This window comes from Streptococcus wuxiensis (assembly GCF_040888245.1).
GTDB classification, from domain to species: domain Bacteria; phylum Bacillota; class Bacilli; order Lactobacillales; family Streptococcaceae; genus Streptococcus; species Streptococcus wuxiensis.
This window is the reverse complement of the sequence record NZ_JBFNFE010000002.1, coordinates 157,133-173,773: the sequence shown is the minus strand read 5'-3', so window position 1 is coordinate 173,773 and position 16,641 is coordinate 157,133. Positions and strand designations below refer to the sequence as shown.

Genomic DNA, 16,641 nt, shown 5'->3' with positions numbered 1-16,641 from the left:
AAGCCTTATAGAAACAAGACGAGGAAACTGTTTTATATTTTTGGAGAGTAGTTCTGGTTAAAATAAAAACAACCAGCACTTTCTATGAAGGTGCTGGTTTTTAATAACTGCTGTTAAACTTTTCTCCGCTTGATTTCAAGTAGTCTTTGATAGAAGAAGATTTGGCTACTATAGATATAAGGGAAGATAGAGATACTTGCGATTCCAAAGCTAATCCAGATAAGGATGTACCAAGGAAGTAGCTGTAAATCAAGGACAAAGCGTTGGAACTTATAGCCTTTCATGAGAAAGCGGCTGGTATGTAGCACGCGGCTCGGTTTGGCAATTCCGATTGCAAGGGTGTCACATAAAAGTAGTTCAACTTGGGAATAGGCATAATATTGTGGCAGATAGATAATGGTTCCCAAAATCATTACTAGGACGCTACCAAAGAAATAGAGAGCGAAAGTAAGTAGGAAGTGTTCGATATCTGGATTGGTGACGTCGACAGATGGAAATTCGGGATGAAGTTCCACAAATTTACGAGCCATGGCACTGCTATAAAAGAGCAAGTAGACTCCAAAAAGATTAGGGATGCTCCATAAAAAGAGGTAGAAACGCTTGAGTAAGAGTGTTAGAAATGTTTGGGTAAAGAAGCGGTTGTCAAGTAAGGACAGGCTATCTTTAAAGGAAAGCTCTATCTCAGAAATTCTGTAAAGATTAATCGTGGTAAAGAGGGCACCAGCTAGGATGATGGAACTTGTAAATCCAACGGCTATCGGAAAGAGAGCAGACTGGATTGTAATCCCTAGAAAACTCAAGAAGGACTGTTCAAGAATACCTTCATCAAGTAGGGATAAAGGTCTGATAAAGCTCGATAGAATCAAGAGAATACTTGGTAATAAAAAGACAAGCAGCAAGCGAGGATGCTCGGTTTGAAATTGTCTAGCCTGCTCGCGAACTTCTTTTAAATTAATTTTTGGGTACTTCATTCTTTCATTATACCATAGTTCGTGACAGTTCCTGTTTTTTTTGATAGAATCATACAGTATGCCCCTGGGCGCAAAGTAAGAACTGGGACTGTCTTTCCCAGCTTCGGAGGTAAAAAATGTCAGATTCGCCAATCAAATATCGATTGATTAAAAAAGAAAAACACACAGGAGCTCGTTTGGGTGAGATTATCACACCCCATGGAACCTTCCCGACGCCTATGTTTATGCCAGTAGGGACTCAGGCAACGGTCAAGACTCAGTCGCCAGAAGAATTGAAAGAGATGGGTTCAGGGATTATCCTATCCAACACCTATCACTTGTGGCTTCGCCCTGGGGATGAACTCATTGCCCGTGCTGGAGGTCTTCACAAGTTTATGAACTGGGACCAACCAATCTTGACAGATAGCGGCGGCTTCCAAGTGTACTCTCTAGCAGACAGCCGTAATATTACAGAAGAAGGGGTAACCTTCAAGAATCACCTCAACGGTTCTAAGATGTTCCTTTCACCTGAAAAAGCCATTTCTATTCAAAACAATCTGGGCTCAGACATTATGATGTCCTTTGACGAATGTCCCCAATTTTATCAACCCTATGATTATGTGAAAAAATCGATTGAACGTACTAGCCGTTGGGCAGAGCGTGGTTTAAAGGCTCACCGTCGTCCACAAGACCAAGGTTTATTTGGGATTGTACAGGGGGCAGGATTTGAAGATCTTCGTCGTCAGTCGGCGCATGATCTTGTTAGCATGGACTTCCCAGGCTACTCTATCGGAGGACTAGCAGTTGGAGAAACCCACGAAGAGATGAACGCAGTTTTGGACTTCACCACTCAACTCCTTCCTGAGAACAAACCTCGTTACTTGATGGGAGTAGGAGCGCCAGATAGCTTGATTGATGGTGTTATCCGTGGTGTCGATATGTTTGACTGTGTCTTGCCGACTCGTATCGCTCGTAACGGGACTTGTATGACCAGTCAAGGTCGCTTGGTAGTCAAGAATGCTCAGTTTGCGGAGGACTTTACACCACTTGATCCAGAGTGTGATTGCTATACATGTAAGAATTATACCCGTGCTTATCTACGCCATTTGCTTAAGGCAGATGAAACCTTTGGTATCCGCTTGACAAGTTACCATAATCTGTATTTCTTGATCAATCTGATGAAGCAGGTTCGCCAAGCTATCATGGATGATAATCTCCTGGAATTTCGTGAGCATTTTGTTGAAAAATATGGTTATAACAAGTCAGGGCGAAATTTCTAAATTTAGTTTGAGATCCACTAAAAATCCTAAGTTTTCTCTTAGGATTTTTCTGTTTTTTTTGATAAAATAAAGGTACTATGAATGAAAGTTAGATGGCTTTTTTTGCCAATCTAATGAATGGAGAATAGACTCGTATGCGTATTAAATGGTTTTCCTTGATTAGGATTACAGGTTTGCTTTTGGTACTCTTGTATCATTTCTTTCAAACGACTTTCCCAGGAGGTTTCTTTGGGGTTGACGTCTTCTTTACCTTCTCAGGTTTTCTGATCACATCGCTTTTATTAGAAGAATTTGGCCAAAAAGGGAAGATTGATATCTTAGGATTTTTTAGAAGACGTTTCTATCGAATTTTTCCACCGGTCGTTTTAATGATTCTTGTCATCATGCCATTCACCTTCTTGGTTCGCCAAGATTATGTGGCAGGAATTGGTGGGCAGATTGCTGGTGTTCTAGGATTTATGACTAACTTCTATGAAATGCTGACAGGAGGAAGTTATGAATCTCAGTTTATCCCTCACCTCTTTGTTCACAACTGGAGCTTAGCTGTTGAAGTTCATTATTATATCTTGTGGGGCTTGGCAGTCTGGTTCCTATCTAAGCGAGCGAAATCAAGCGGACAACTACGAGGAACAATCTTTCTACTTTCATCAGCTGCCTTTATCGTCAGCTTCCTTTCGATGTTTATCGGTAGTTTTATTGTAAGTTCTTACTCAACAGTATACTTTTCAAGCTTAACTCATGTTTATCCATTCTTCTTAGGTAGTGTGCTTGCTACCGTAATAGGGGTTCGTCATGCAACGCCACTTCTTAAACGTTTGAATAGAAGCTTGGATTTGAAGCAGACTTTGCTAGTCTTCGGAGCTGGACTAGGAGTCTTGCTCTTACTGACTTTCTTCGTGAAATTCACTTATCTCTTTGCCTATTTACTTGGCTTCTTGTTAGCAAGTTTAGCTGCACTTCTGATGATTGTTGCAGCACGCGTCTTGCATGAGAAAACACCGACGATCAAAGAGCCAAAGATTATCAGCTTTTTAGCGGATACCAGCTATGCTGTCTATCTTTTCCACTGGCCGTTTTATATTATTTTCTCACAGTTAATGGGAAATATTCCGGCAGTGATTTTAACCACCATCTTCTCTTATATTTTCGCAACCCTTTCTTTCTATGTTATCGAACCTTTAGTAGCAGGAAAATCTACTGATCTCTTGCAAAAGGCAAAAGAAATTCCGCACATTAAACCGGTCTTTGCTGGCAGTGCTGGAGTACTTGGTCTGATTACTGTTGTCGTGATACTGATAGCTCCTCAAGTAGGCGCATTTGAAACGGATTTGATGGTTAATGGTCTCAATCAGGCGCAAACCAATATGAACCGAACAAAAACCATGGCAGATCAAGCAGAAGCCAGTCGCTATAATATAGCTGAGGGTGTATCCATCATTGGAGATTCGGTCACCTTGCGTGCTTCAGAGGGACTAAAAGAAGTCTTGCCAGACGCACAGATTGATGGTCAGGTCAGTCGAACTACCAAACAGGCAAATGAATTGATGCTGAATTACAGTCAGAATAAAGCCTTGCCTAAAATTGTAGTCATTGCGACTGGTGTTAATAATCCTGAAAATTATAAAGCTGATTTGGATCTGCTGATAACAAACCTTCCAAAAGGACATCAACTTGTCCTTGTAACTCCATATGAGGGGGATACAACGCAGGAAACGCAACCTTATGTTGAGCAGTATGCAAGCTATGCGCGTGAACTGGCACAAAAATATCCATATATTGCACTTGCAGATTGGAACCAAGTCGCCAAAGATCATCCAGATATTTGGAAGGGAACAGACCAGGTTCACTTCGGTAGTGATACGACCAAGCAGGATGAAGGAGCAAAACTTTACGCAGAAACCATTAATGCTGCCGTTAAATCTCTCGCAGACAAACCTGTCAAATCAAAATAATCAATCAAAAGTAGAGATTGTATCTCTACTTTTTGCTTTAAAGAGAATTGGGAAAAACTTGCCAAATTGTCAGAATTATGAGAAAATAGGAGCAATCAAAAAATGGAGGGAATGCAATGAGAGAAGACATCAAGATTAATGACCGTGCTCTAGCATTGGAAGATCAAATCATTGAAGTACTCGAAAAAGTTTATGATACAGATGTAGAGTTAGATGTATACAATCTTGGATTGATTTATGAGATTCATTTAGATGAGGCTGGCCTTTGTACAGTTGTTATGACCTTCACTGATACTGCCTGTGACTGTGCAGAAAGTCTGCCAATCGAGATTGTGGCAGGTTTAAAACAAATTGATGGGATTGAGGAAGTCAAGGTTGAGGTGACCTGGTCTCCAGCATGGAAGATTACACGCATTAGTCGTTATGGGCGTATAGCTCTAGGACTACCTCCACGATAATGATTTATTTTGAAAATACAAAAAAGCAAGCCGTTTTTGGCTTGCTTTTGATTTGCTTATTTTTTACCAGATTGTTCCATATTCCAGAAATCTGTAACGGCACCACGTGATGCAGAAGATACGGTATGGGCATATTTACCGAGGACACCACGGCTATATAGTGGTGGCAAGGTTGTTTCTGCCTTGCGTTTTTCAAGTTCTTCATCGGAAACGTCCATGGAAATTTCTTTAGTATCTTGGTCAACCGTAACGATATCTCCTGTACGGAGGTAAGCAATTGGTCCACCATCCTGAGCTTCAGGAGCGATATGTCCAACAACCAATCCATAAGTACCACCAGAGAAGCGTCCGTCTGTCAAGAGGGCAACCTTGTCTCCTTGGCCTTTACCAACGATCATTGATGAAAGTGATAGCATTTCAGGCATACCAGGACCACCCTTAGGTCCAACGAAACGAACAACGACTACGTCGCCATCAACGATTTCATCTGACAAGACAGCTTGGATAGCATCTTCTTCTGAGTCAAAGACCTTAGCTGGACCAACGTGACGACGAACTTTAACACCGGACACCTTGGCAACTGCACCGTCAGGAGCAAGATTACCGTTCAAGATGATAAGCGGACCGTCCGCACGTTTAGGATTTTCAAGAGGCATGATGACTTTTTGACCTGGAGTAAGATCTGCAAAGTCAGCTAAGTTTTCAGCGACAGTCTTACCAGTACATGTGATGCGGTCTCCATGAAGGAATCCATTTGCCAACAAGTACTTCATAACCGCAGGCACACCACCAACTTCGTAGAGATCTTGGAAGACATACTGACCAGAAGGTTTCAAATCAGCCAAGTGAGGTACACGTTCTTGTATGGTATTAAAGTCCTCAAGTGACAAGTCAACATTAGCTGCGTGGGCAATAGCAAGCAAGTGAAGAGTGGCGTTAGTAGAACCACCTAGAGCCATTGTCACTGTAATGGCATCTTCAAAGGCTTCACGAGTCAAGATATCTGAAGGTTTGATACCAAGTTCAAGCATTTTGACAACTGCACGACCGGCTGCTTCGATGTCTTCTTTCTTCTCAGCAGATTCAGCTGGGTGAGAAGAAGAACCTGGCAAACTCAACCCCAAAACTTCGATAGCAGTAGCCATAGTATTGGCAGTATACATACCACCACAACCACCAGGGCCAGGGCAGGCATTACATTCCAGACGTTTCACGTCCTCAGCAGTCATATCGCCGTGATTCCACTTACCGATTCCTTCAAATACAGAAACCAAGTCGATGTCTTTGCCATCCAGTTTTCCAGGGGCGATAGTACCACCGTAAGCGAAAATAGCTGGGATATCCATATTGGCAATGGCAATCATAGAACCAGGCATGTTCTTATCACAGCCCCCGATAGCTACAAAGGCATCTACGTTATGACCACCCATAGCAGCTTCAATAGAGTCCGCGATGATATCACGAGACGTTAGGGAGAAGCGCATACCCGGTGTTCCCATGGCAATACCGTCGGCTACCGTAATGGTTCCAAACTGCACAGGCCAAGCACCAGCAGATTTAACACCTACTTTAGCCAATTTCCCAAAGTCATGCAAGTGAATATTACACGGTGTATTTTCTGCCCAAGTCGAAATGACCCCAACAATCGGTGTTTCAAAGTCCTTATCTGTCATACCAGTCGCACGAAGCATGGCACGGTTAGGTGATTTTACCATGCTGTCATAGATGCTGCTACGGTGACGTTTATCTAATTCTGTCATTCAAGTCCCTCCCATTTCAGTTTGTTCCATTATAGCACAATTTTCACATGAATAACAGAAGAAAATTTTTAAATTTTCAGACAATTCAGTAGTGTACGATAAAAAAATAAAACTTTTTTTGTCAAGTAACTTTACTTTACAAAAAAGTTTTGATATACTATTAAAGTTGATGAAAATCAAACCTAATTGAATTTATATCTTAAAAGGAGAAAAACGAAATGGCAGTACCTGCACGTCGCACATCAAAAGCGAAGAAAAACAAACGTCGTACTCACTACAAAGTAACAGCTCCATCTGTAAACTTTGACGAAACTACTGGAGATTACTCACGTTCTCACCGCGTATCACTTAAAGGATACTACAAAGGACGTAAGATCGCTAAAGCTGCATCAGCTGAATAATAGAAGGGAGATACCATGCGCGTAAATATTACACTTGAACACAAAGAATCTGGTGAACGCTTGTACCTTACTTCTAAAAACAAACGTAACACTCCAGACCGTCTTCAATTGAAGAAATACTCACCAAAACTTCGCAAACACGTTGTGTTTACAGAGGTTAAATAGTGGGTCATTACGTTTCAGTAGAAACGAAAAAACCTTGATTTAATGCGATTCTTGAATTTTCAAATTTCAATGTATTGCAATAAAAATCAACCGAATGACTACATTTTTGACTACATTTTTTGTGAAATAAATTAGATGTTCGGATATATAGAAAACGCTCTAGTCATATTGTCTAGAGCGTTTTTGTGTTGTTTAAGAAAATTAGATGTTGGTTTTAGATAACTACACATTTCAGATTTTTTTAAGCAAGATTTAATTGTTGATAACTAGAAAGGATTATTATGTTTACAAAAAACAAATTTCAATACTGTATTTACAATTATGAAAGACTAGAACTTCATGAGCTACAAAAGGAATATCAAAAGGATAAAGCTGGGACAAAACTTAAGTATGAAAACCAATTGTTTTGTCCTGGTTGTTACAAAGTGGATTTAGTGATAAACGAGAAAAAAGGAAAAATCTATTTGTCGAGCCATCCTAAAACACCTCATGCTGACGGATGTGAATATGCTTTGGAATCAGCTTCGAAAGTGGAATTGAAAGAATACTATGAGAAAATTGATGCAGATCTAGCTGAGCAACTCTTAAATCGTATTCTGGAAGAAAAGGCCCCTAGAGTAATCCAACCAAGAAGCTTCAATTTTCTGCAAAATAATAATGAGGTGTCTGATGTAAAATTTGTTTTAGAAAATAAAGTCGGTATCAGAAAATATTTACCTCGTAGATCCCTCCTCCTAAATGAATTAGAAGTATCTGACCATCTGACTATGTACTATGGAGAGTGTAAGGTGTTTCTAGGAAAAACTGATAAGAAGTACTACCTACGAATGTTTCGAAACAATGATCATGCAAAGTACATCTGTAATTTAGTAATTCCTGAAAGAGTGTATAGATATTTGGAAGATGAATTAAGATTTATCCCACAATCAGAAGATTTAAGTTTTAAACATTCAAGGGCCAATGCAGTTCCTGTAAAATTAGCTTTTGTTTCAACTATAAAGAAAAAACAAGAATATTATAATGGATACTTGAGTTTTTCAAAATTACTTAGAGTAAAACGTATGGACTAGTTAATTTTATCCCAATGCCTAGTTAGTTATACACAAAAAAATGTCAATATTGAGTAGAAGACTGAGCTTTTTTTAAAAAAATGGTCTACAATATAAATATAGACAAATAAGAAGGAGTAAAAAATTATGGTATATCTTCACAGATTTTTAGGGCAATGGTTAGATAAAAACCACTCTTCAGATAAAGCCTCGATTATCCGAAAAGCATTGTCTATCGGCAGTGGGGTTGACGAATACCTAAAACAAATAGAAGTGCGCAGACGGTTCACACAGGCAGTAAACCAAGGTAGATATTTTTATACCGTACCTAAAGAAGTTGAAATTGGAGATACCAGAGCAGATAGGTATTATCGTCTAGAACTGAAAGACTATGAGAGTGTGGCCTCTAATACTGTCTTTTATGGTAATGGAACATCTATTATTGTTAAGGCACTATTTGAGGGCAAAGGAGAGATAGTACGTATCTATGAGTATGAAACATTAGAAATGCTTATAGATGATTTAAGAGAAGAAGTAGCTATCACAATCAGTTGTCTCTATAAACCTTGCTATTTACTAGCAAGTGACTTTGAAGAGTTTCAGCCAAAACTTGAACTCGGCAAGATTTATTGCCACAACCCTCACGCACCTAGATATCGCAAACCAATTGCTGAAGTAGAAATTTAAAACTCTTATAATCAATTAGAATAGATATTTTTCTCAAGTTTTAAAGAGGAGTATTGCCATGGGACTTTCGTATGCACCAGATTATGTATGGACAGATCATTTTGTTGAAAGAGCTAATGAACGATTTGGAATTAAAGAAGAGCAACTTCCTAAATGGATTTCTAAGCAGATAAATAGCTTGACACCATATGATTCAAGCGAGGGACAAACTCCGGAAAAGCGAAAGTATATATCTGATAGTGGAATTATTTTTGTTTGTGATACGATTGAACATAGATTTATCACTTGTTATGAGGCTAATGATTGGATTGCTGATGGTAAAAAGATAACTATACATGATAATAATGTAGACTTGTTTAAGCAAGAAGTTGAAAAATTATCAAGGAAATACTACTTAAAAGATACGAAAGAAATGTTACTGAGTGTAAGAGATCATTTGACCGAATTTAATCAAATTGCTGAAAAATTAATGGCAGGAAGAGTCAGTCAACAAAATTTTGAGCTCATCAGTAAATTTATTGATGAGTTTCACGCAGTAAGAGCTGCTGTGAGAGTGATTGAAACCAAAAGGAATGATTTTAAACAATAGTTTTAGTGATACATTTCAATTTTAAGTTTTAATAGCAACAAAAAAGCATTGTCGGAGGAAGTGATCCGCACCCTCTAAATCGTATGTAAAAATAAAAGGTAGAACAAAAGTAGAAAATTTTTAATGAATTTTTGAAGAATTTGTTAAAATAAGCAAGACTGTAAAATAAAACCCAACCAAAATTTATTTTGGCTGGGTTTATTTGATATTCTTTACAATCTCATTAAATGAAGATATAATTTTTCCTTGCTTATCTTTGGGTAATTTTGTTAAGTTTTCAAAAAGTACTTCTGAAGAATCTTCTCGATCTGATTCAAATGATTGTAGGTTGAAGAACTCCTCGACCGTTAGATTTAGGGCTTTGATTACGGATTCAAGAGTTTTTATCTTAAAATCATACTTCATGTTCTCTATATTTTGAATCGCTTTAACACCTAGGCCAGCGATTTCAGATAATTTTTCTTGACTTAATCCCTGTGCTTTTCTACACTCACGTATGCGAAATGCGATATGCTTTTGTAATTTATTATATTCCATGTTATCTACCATTTTACTATCTGTTTTCTCTAAAAATAAGTATAATAAACTATCCAAAAACAATAAAAGTATGGTAAAATAGTACTATAGTTTAATAAAATGCATAGGGCATTGTACAAAAGGAGTTTATAAATGTCAAAAGCTACGGAAAATAGTCATAGTACTGCTAAAAAATTGTATACGGGTACGGTTATTTCTGCCATCGCAGCAACTGCAAGTCTTGTCGGCACAATCGGAACTGCTCACGCAGATACAGTAGAGATTCCATTGCCTACAACTGCTCAAACCGAACCAGCCTTGGTAGAGAAAGAAGCGCCTAAGAAAACTGAAGTGAAAGTTCCTACTAAGGAAGTCACAAAAGGTCAAGTTGACGAAGCCAAGGACAAACTTGACAAATCTAGCCAAGCAGTAGCAGACGCACAAGCCAAAAAAGACCAAGCGCAGACTGAAAAAGACAAGGCACAAACCGAAAAGGATAATGCTCAGTCTGAAGTAGATAAGGCGCAAGCAGTTAAGGATAAAGTAACACCAGAAAACATTGAAAAGCAAAAGCAAGAAGTTGCCAATGCTGAAACTGGTAAGACTAATGCTGAAAAGCAAGAAGAAAATGCTGAAAATGACCTCAACAAAGCTAATCAAGTAGCTAAAGACCAAGAAAAAGTGGTTAAGAAGTCTGAGGATAAGGTAGCAAGTGCTGAAACTGAAGTCAAAAACGCTCAGACTAACGTAGCTAACGCACAAGCTATCCTTGACGGTACAGGACAAGCGAAAGTTGTCGCTGAAAAGGATAATGCTGAACAAGCACAAGCACAAGCACAGACCAATGTATCAAATGCTGAAAATTCTTTGACACAAGCCAAGGCTGATGATAAGAAACTTGCTGAAGATATTTCAAGTGCTCAGAAAGAGTTGACACAAGCTAAGAATACCGTAGCAAGCACTCAAACTGCCTTGACAAACGCAACGAATAAGGCTAATCAGACTCAAACTGCTCTTGACAAAGCGCAGACCAATTTCTCTAAAGCTGAGAGCAACTATAAATCAATTAACACTTTCCAAGTCACTGATGAATATGTTAGTGCCTTGAAATCCTATGTAAATAATCCTTATAGTATTTTGGATGAACCTGCTAAGTGGGAAGAGCATAGAGAAAAAGTAGAGTCTATCTTAAAGTCGGTTAACCAAGAAAATTTGAATTTGAATAAATTCAAAGGAAATGCAAATGATAAAGCTATCAGTGTTGACGCTAATAACTTGACAACCGAACAAATGACAGAACTTTCTCTATTTGCGAGTGATCTACTTAACCAAATCCGTGAGCGTTTTGGAACCCCTAAGACTGTTGTAACAAAAGGCATGGTAAAAGTAGCTGATGAAGTGACTGACGGTTATGTAGCTGACGGTTGGGAGTATGGAAAAGGACATGATAGCAAAGCAGTAAATAACGTGGCTCGTAAGTATGGATTGCCTGCTTATGAAGATGATACTCAACAATACCTTGAAAACTTAAACAGTATCAATAGTGGTGATGAAATTCATACTATGTATGATGCTAAAAAATGGGTTTATGAAAGTGTTTCTGACTTACTATTTAATGGTTGGGAGTGGGCGCATGCTCAAAACCTAACAGGGTTATCGTCTGCCGGCGCTAATAAAGAATATCTAGGAGTGGATGTATCTAGTCGCCTTGGACGAACTAGCGCTCATTTCTTGACTGTATCAGACAAACAAGTATCTGGCAACAAGCTAGATAAGACTGAAGTACCTAATACTAAATCGGTAGAAAGCATTGTAAAAGCCTACAATACTGCTAAAACTGCCCTATTAAATGCTCAGACTGTAAATTCTCAAGCACAACGTGAGAAAACAAGTGCCTCAACAGAGAATATCAAAGCTAAAGGGAGACAAGCGACTATTGAGAAACGCTTGAACGCTCTTAAAGCGACACCACTTAAAACACCAACTGCTGAAAGTAATCTTGCAAATGCAAAAAATACGCTCGCTAGTGCGAATGAGCGCTTGAAAAACGCTAAAAAAGCACTAGAAGCCTTGACTGCTGACGTTAAAATCAAGCAACAAAACCTTGATAAAGCGAAACAAGAACTTGCTAATAAGCAAACTGCCCTTACTAACGCTAAAAACAACCTAGCAAATGAGAAAGCTAAGTTGGAAGAGTTGAAATCTCTAATCAAGATCGCCGAGAAAAATCTGGCGCTATCTAAAGAGAAAGTAGCACAAGCAACTAAAACTCTTGAACAATCCAAGGCTGACCTTGAAAACTTGCTCAATGCAGAGCCTAACTTAGTTAAAGCTAAGAATGTCCTTGCTCGGAAAGAAACTACTCTTAAAGAGAAAGCAACTGCTTTGAAAGAAGCACAAGCTATCCTTGATAAGTTGTTACAAGAGCAGAAAATCGACCAAGAAACTTATGACAAACTCTTTGCCTTATATAGCGCACAAGTAGAAGCTAAACGTTTAGCTGACCTTGAAGCACAGAAACAAGCTATCATCAGTTCTGGTGAAACACCTATCGAAGTCTATGACGAAACTGGTAAACTTGTAGCGTATGAAGTTAAACCTAAACCAGTCGCTCAATCACCTGTATCCTATAATGGTGCATGGACTAAGAAACAAGGTAAATCATTGCCAAACACAGGTGAAAATTTAAGTGTACTTGGATTAATTGGATTTTCAATTCTTAGTGTACTTGGTTTATCAGTAAATAAGCGAAAGAATAAATAAAAATGGTAAAGTAGTTCTAATCGAAAAATCGGGAAGACTCAGATATATCCATTTAGCATTTCGTAAAATTAAAGTGGACGCCTGTCCACTTTTTTTGCGCAACAAAATCAATTAACAAAACTAAGTTTTTTATCAACACTCTTAACAACCATATCGGACATCCTCTTCACTTTATGATATAATTTTATAGATAATATATTCGGAGTTTGGCCTGTTACAAAGCCAATGGTTGCGATTTCAAATAATGAACAATTTAGCAATCTGATTATTTGAAAGGCGTTAAAAAGGGGAGTTAAATGATTACATCAGAAGAAATTAAAGCACGTTTATGGAATGGTGCGAATGAATTACGTGGGTCCATGGATGCTAGTCGATATAAAGACTACATGTTGGGCCTTATGTTTTATAAATTTTTGAGTGACCAGACTCTAAAAACATTTGCGACAACCGCAGGTATTTCAAAAGAAGATAATTGGTTTGAAGAATATAAAAACGCCCATCAAGAATATGGTACTGAACTGGAAAAAATGATTCGGGACATCCTGGGATATTTTGTGCGCCCTGAACATCTATATCAAACATGGATCCAAGATATGAACGCCGGGAATTTTGAAGTTCAGAAAGTAATTGATAGCCTTAACCAATTCGAACGCAGCATTGCTGTTACCAAGGGTTCTAATGATTTCAAAGGACTTTTTTCAAGTTCAACACTGGATCTAACAGATACAGCTCTTGGCAGCAACCTTAATGAGCAGAATAAAAATATTCAAGCATTAATCCGTCTGTTTGAAGATTTGGACATGGTGGCTCTTCAAAATGGAGATGTACTTGGGGACGCCTATGAGTACTTGATTGGGCAATTTGCTATGGAATCTGGTAAGAAAGCTGGAGAATTCTACACGCCACATCAAGTCAGTGAAGTGATGGCGCAGATTGTCGCGACAAATCAAAATATTACTTCTATCTATGACCCAACAGTCGGTTCTGGTTCTCTTTTGTTAACTGTTAAAAAACATTTATCAGAAGAACTACAAAAAAGTCTCAATTACTACGGGCAAGAAAAGAACACTGCAACTTATAACTTGACTCGAATGAATCTCTTGCTTCATGGAGTTCGTCCAGAGAAGATGAGTATTAAAAATGGAGATACTCTTGGTCAAGACTGGCCGGAAGATCCGGAACGTCCAAATGAAGGAGTTCAGTTTGATGCGGTTGTTATGAACCCTCCTTATTCGATTAAGAATTGGAATCGTGATGGTCTAAAACCAAGTGACCCACGTTTTGAAATTGCAGGTGTCCTTCCTCCAGATTCAAAAGGAGATTTCGCCTTCCTTCTTCATGGGCTATATCATTTATCTACTACAGGAACTATGGCCATTGTTTTACCACACGGTGTCCTTTTCCGTGGTTCTGCAGAAGGTGAAATTCGAAAACGTCTATTAGAGAAAAATCAGATTGATGCCGTCATTGGTTTACCAAGTAACCTCTTTACAAACACAGGGATTCCAGTTTGTATTATCATCTTGAAGAAAAACCGTGAATTAAACGAGCCAGTTCTTTTCATCGATGCATCTCGTAACTTCATCAAAGTTGGAAAACAAAATGCTCTCCAAGAGAAAGATATTGCGAAAATCGTCGATGTGTACAAAAATCGTATCGAAGAAAAGGGCTATAGCCACTTAGCCAGTCGTCAAGAGTTGATTCAAAACGAGTTCAACATGAACATCCCTCGTTACGTGACAGCTATTGACGAAGAAATCCCACACGATGTGGATGCCCATCTATACGGGGGTATTCCAGAAAACAATATCAAGAATTTAGTAGCCCTTCATCAAGCTGTTCCAGAACTATTGAATCAGGCACTCACTGAGAAGCGCCCTGGTTACTTTGAATTGAATCAATCTATTGAAGAATTTTCAGAAGTAGTACTTTCTAGTCCAGTTGTGACAGAAGAGACGGTGCAAGTAATAGCTTCTATCCAAGAATATTTAGAAGAATACTGGGCAAAATTGCACCAATTGAACTCGGACATCAGTCCTCGACAATTAAGAGAAGAGATGTTGGCAGCTATCAAAGACCGCTTATCAGAATTTAAACAATTGAGTACCTATGATGGCTACCAAATCATGGCAGAGATTTGGACTAAGTACCTGTCTCATGATGTAGAGTTGATTGAACAACTAGGTTTTTATGAAGCTGGTCGAACTCGTGAACCAAACATGGTTACCAAGGGTAAAAACAAGGAAAAAGTTCAAGACGGATGGAACGGCGTTATCATTCCGAATGAACTAATCGCTAGTGAGTTCTATGGGGATGAGCTAGCTGATATCGAAGATCTAAAATCCCGTGTTTCTGAAATTGATAGCGAGTTGAGTGAGTTGGTAGAAAATGCCAAAATAGAAGACAGTGACGAGTATAATACTCTCTTTGACACTCTTAAAAAGAATGATGAGGGAGAAGCCCAAGATAGTTTTGAAAGTAAACTAGTGAAAGCTAGCTTGAAGGAAGCTGAAAAAGGCTCTGTTGACTATGAACTTCTCAAGAAAGTAGATGATTTAACCAAAGAAAAATCAACTGTCAATAAAGCTATTAAAACAAAAGAACTTGAAATGAAAGAGTTAGTTGCAGAACGTATCACACAATTGACAGATGCAGAAGTAGATCAAGTCCTTTATAAAAAATGGTTTGGTTCAGTTCTTGATAAAGTTGAAGAATTAGTCAAATCTCCTCTAAAAGCTGAAATTGCAGTCCTAGAAGAACTCAACAAACGTTACTCATATACCTTGGACAGTCTAGATGATGAAATTTCTAAACTGGAAAAAGATCTAGAAACGATGATGAAGGAATTGGTGGTGCTATAATGACAAATAATAGACATATACCAAAGAGACGCTTTAAAGAGTTTGAGTCGGATAGTGACTGGGAAGAGACAAAGCTAAGAGAACTTTTTCAATATATAGGGAATGCATTTGTTGGGACAGCTACACCGTATTATGTTGAAAGTGGTCATTTTTATCTGGAATCAAATAATATTAAAGATGGGCAAATAAATCACAATACAGAAGTTTTTATAAATGATGAGTTTTATCAAAAACAAAAGAATAAATGGTTGCAAACTGGTGATATTGTGATGGTACAATCAGGCCATGTTGGACATGCTGCTGTAATTCCTGAAAATCTTAACAATTCTGCAGCTCATGCTTTAATAATGTTTAGAAATCCTTCTGAAAATCTTGAATCACATTTTTTAAATTATCAGTATCAAACCACAAAAGCCAAGAAAAAAATCAAGACGATTACAACAGGGAATACGATACAACATATTCTTGCTTCAGACATGAAGGAGTATAAAGTTTACGTTTCGAATCTAGAAGAGCAGAAAAGAATTGGAAACTTCTTCCAAACTATAGATTCTCTCATCACCCTCCATCAGCATAAACTCGACAAACTGAAAAATCTCAAGAAATCTTATCTTGCTGAACTCTTCCCAGCAGAGGGAGAACGAGTACCAAAACGTCGTTTCCCTGGTTTTGAAGGGGAGTGGAAAGAGAAGAAGTTGGGAGAAGTTGTAGAGAAATTTGATAATCTACGTATTCCAGTTGCCTCTAAAGATCGTATAGCAGGTAATATTCCTTACTACGGTGCCAATGGAATTCAGGATTATGTTGAAGGTTTTACACACGATGGAGAATTTGTTTTACTGGCCGAAGATGGAGCAAATGACTTAAATGATTATCCTGTTCAATACGTAAATGGGAAAATATGGGTGAATAATCATGCTCACGTGATACAAGGGAAAAATAATTTGATAGATAATAAATTTTTATTATTCGCTATTAAACAAATACAGATGGAACCTTATCTAGTTGGTGGAGGACGTGCAAAGCTAAATGCTGAAATTATGATGAATTTACCTTTGACTGCCCCTGAAATTTCAGAACAGAGAATGATTGGAGCATTCTTGATGAAAGTTGAGAAACAAATTTCCCTCCAACAAGAAAAACTTGCCAAACTAAAAGATTTGAAAAAAGCATATTTGAATGAACTCTTTGTCTAAGGGAATAAGAAGTC

At 38.2% G+C, this 16,641-nt stretch carries 14 protein-coding genes; 11 read left to right on the top strand and 3 right to left on the bottom strand.

What is annotated here, in order from left to right; all coding sequences use genetic code 11:
• Window positions 1-113 precede the first annotated feature (113 nt).
• Window positions 114-971 carry a DUF975 family protein gene (locus tag AB2B47_RS03615; RefSeq protein WP_320693655.1) on the bottom strand — a complete coding sequence of 286 codons (858 nt, stop codon included), beginning with the start codon at window positions 969-971 and terminating at the stop codon, window positions 114-116.
• Window positions 972-1,087: 116 nt separating this feature from the next.
• Between AB2B47_RS03615 and tgt the strand changes: the two genes are divergently transcribed.
• From tgt to AB2B47_RS03600, 3 genes are all read left to right on the top strand, one after another.
• The gene (tgt, locus tag AB2B47_RS03610; RefSeq protein WP_320693654.1) at window positions 1,088-2,230 is read left to right on the top strand and encodes a tRNA guanosine(34) transglycosylase Tgt; all 1,143 of its coding nucleotides are present in this window, start codon (window positions 1,088-1,090) and stop codon (window positions 2,228-2,230) included.
• Window positions 2,231-2,364: 134 nt separating this feature from the next.
• Window positions 2,365-4,182: an acyltransferase family protein gene (locus tag AB2B47_RS03605; protein WP_320693653.1), complete on the top strand. Its 1,818-nt coding sequence runs from the start codon at window positions 2,365-2,367 to the stop codon at window positions 4,180-4,182.
• A 116-nt stretch (window positions 4,183-4,298) separates the two neighbouring features.
• Complete coding sequence (locus tag AB2B47_RS03600; protein WP_320693652.1) at window positions 4,299-4,640, top strand: metal-sulfur cluster assembly factor; 342 nt, start codon at window positions 4,299-4,301, stop codon at window positions 4,638-4,640.
• A gap of 56 nt (window positions 4,641-4,696) precedes the next feature.
• On the opposite strand, the gene ilvD is transcribed toward AB2B47_RS03600, so the two are convergent.
• A complete protein-coding gene (ilvD, locus tag AB2B47_RS03595; protein WP_320693651.1) occupies window positions 4,697-6,400 on the bottom strand; it encodes a dihydroxy-acid dehydratase in 1,704 nt (567 codons plus the stop codon).
• A gap of 218 nt (window positions 6,401-6,618) precedes the next feature.
• Between ilvD and rpmF the strand changes: the two genes are divergently transcribed.
• The 5 genes from rpmF (at window position 6,619) to AB2B47_RS03570 (ending at window position 9,291) form a co-directional block, all read left to right on the top strand.
• Entirely contained in the window at window positions 6,619-6,801 is a 183-nt protein-coding gene (gene rpmF / locus AB2B47_RS03590; RefSeq protein ID WP_000290417.1) for a 50S ribosomal protein L32, read from the top strand.
• Window positions 6,802-6,816: 15 nt separating this feature from the next.
• The gene (rpmG, locus tag AB2B47_RS03585) at window positions 6,817-6,966 is read left to right on the top strand and encodes a 50S ribosomal protein L33 (protein ID WP_001265622.1); all 150 of its coding nucleotides are present in this window, start codon (window positions 6,817-6,819) and stop codon (window positions 6,964-6,966) included.
• 281 nt (window positions 6,967-7,247) lie between these two features.
• Window positions 7,248-8,036 carry a hypothetical protein gene (locus AB2B47_RS03580; protein WP_320693650.1) on the top strand — a complete coding sequence of 263 codons (789 nt, stop codon included), beginning with the start codon at window positions 7,248-7,250 and terminating at the stop codon, window positions 8,034-8,036.
• A gap of 126 nt (window positions 8,037-8,162) precedes the next feature.
• The gene (locus AB2B47_RS03575) at window positions 8,163-8,702 is read left to right on the top strand and encodes a hypothetical protein (protein ID WP_320693649.1); all 540 of its coding nucleotides are present in this window, start codon (window positions 8,163-8,165) and stop codon (window positions 8,700-8,702) included.
• Window positions 8,703-8,760: 58 nt separating this feature from the next.
• Window positions 8,761-9,291 carry a hypothetical protein gene (locus AB2B47_RS03570; RefSeq protein ID WP_320693648.1) on the top strand — a complete coding sequence of 177 codons (531 nt, stop codon included), beginning with the start codon at window positions 8,761-8,763 and terminating at the stop codon, window positions 9,289-9,291.
• A gap of 198 nt (window positions 9,292-9,489) precedes the next feature.
• On the opposite strand, the gene AB2B47_RS03565 is transcribed toward AB2B47_RS03570, so the two are convergent.
• On the bottom strand, window positions 9,490-9,828 hold the full coding sequence (locus AB2B47_RS03565) for a helix-turn-helix domain-containing protein (protein ID WP_025169343.1): 339 nt from the start codon (window positions 9,826-9,828) through the stop codon (window positions 9,490-9,492).
• A gap of 132 nt (window positions 9,829-9,960) precedes the next feature.
• Between AB2B47_RS03565 and AB2B47_RS03560 the strand changes: the two genes are divergently transcribed.
• The 3 genes from AB2B47_RS03560 to AB2B47_RS03550 all read left to right on the top strand — a co-directional run bounded on the left by AB2B47_RS03560 (window position 9,961) and on the right by AB2B47_RS03550 (window position 16,627).
• Window positions 9,961-12,570 carry an SEC10/PgrA surface exclusion domain-containing protein gene (locus AB2B47_RS03560; RefSeq protein WP_320693646.1) on the top strand — a complete coding sequence of 870 codons (2,610 nt, stop codon included), beginning with the start codon at window positions 9,961-9,963 and terminating at the stop codon, window positions 12,568-12,570.
• A gap of 296 nt (window positions 12,571-12,866) precedes the next feature.
• Window positions 12,867-15,431, top strand: a complete 2,565-nt coding sequence (locus AB2B47_RS03555; RefSeq protein WP_320693645.1) for a type I restriction-modification system subunit M — start codon at window positions 12,867-12,869, stop codon at window positions 15,429-15,431.
• On the top strand, window positions 15,431-16,627 hold the full coding sequence (locus AB2B47_RS03550) for a restriction endonuclease subunit S (RefSeq protein ID WP_320693644.1): 1,197 nt from the start codon (window positions 15,431-15,433) through the stop codon (window positions 16,625-16,627). The genes AB2B47_RS03555 and AB2B47_RS03550 overlap by 1 nt, the downstream gene beginning before the upstream one ends.
• The last annotated feature ends 14 nt before the right edge of the window (window positions 16,628-16,641 follow it).

Coding starts and splice junctions, on each gene's coding strand:
- AB2B47_RS03615 (WP_320693655.1), bottom strand. CDS start 971: ATGAAGTACCCAAAAATTAATTTAAAAGAAGTTCGCGAGCAGGCTAGA.
- tgt (WP_320693654.1), top strand. CDS start 1,088: ATGTCAGATTCGCCAATCAAATATCGATTGATTAAAAAAGAAAAACAC.
- AB2B47_RS03605 (WP_320693653.1), top strand. CDS start 2,365: ATGCGTATTAAATGGTTTTCCTTGATTAGGATTACAGGTTTGCTTTTG.
- AB2B47_RS03600 (WP_320693652.1), top strand. CDS start 4,299: ATGAGAGAAGACATCAAGATTAATGACCGTGCTCTAGCATTGGAAGAT.
- ilvD (WP_320693651.1), bottom strand. CDS start 6,400: ATGACAGAATTAGATAAACGTCACCGTAGCAGCATCTATGACAGCATG.
- rpmF (WP_000290417.1), top strand. CDS start 6,619: ATGGCAGTACCTGCACGTCGCACATCAAAAGCGAAGAAAAACAAACGT.
- rpmG (WP_001265622.1), top strand. CDS start 6,817: ATGCGCGTAAATATTACACTTGAACACAAAGAATCTGGTGAACGCTTG.
- AB2B47_RS03580 (WP_320693650.1), top strand. CDS start 7,248: ATGTTTACAAAAAACAAATTTCAATACTGTATTTACAATTATGAAAGA.
- AB2B47_RS03575 (WP_320693649.1), top strand. CDS start 8,163: ATGGTATATCTTCACAGATTTTTAGGGCAATGGTTAGATAAAAACCAC.
- AB2B47_RS03570 (WP_320693648.1), top strand. CDS start 8,761: ATGGGACTTTCGTATGCACCAGATTATGTATGGACAGATCATTTTGTT.
- AB2B47_RS03565 (WP_025169343.1), bottom strand. CDS start 9,828: ATGGAATATAATAAATTACAAAAGCATATCGCATTTCGCATACGTGAG.
- AB2B47_RS03560 (WP_320693646.1), top strand. CDS start 9,961: ATGTCAAAAGCTACGGAAAATAGTCATAGTACTGCTAAAAAATTGTAT.
- AB2B47_RS03555 (WP_320693645.1), top strand. CDS start 12,867: ATGATTACATCAGAAGAAATTAAAGCACGTTTATGGAATGGTGCGAAT.
- AB2B47_RS03550 (WP_320693644.1), top strand. CDS start 15,431: ATGACAAATAATAGACATATACCAAAGAGACGCTTTAAAGAGTTTGAG.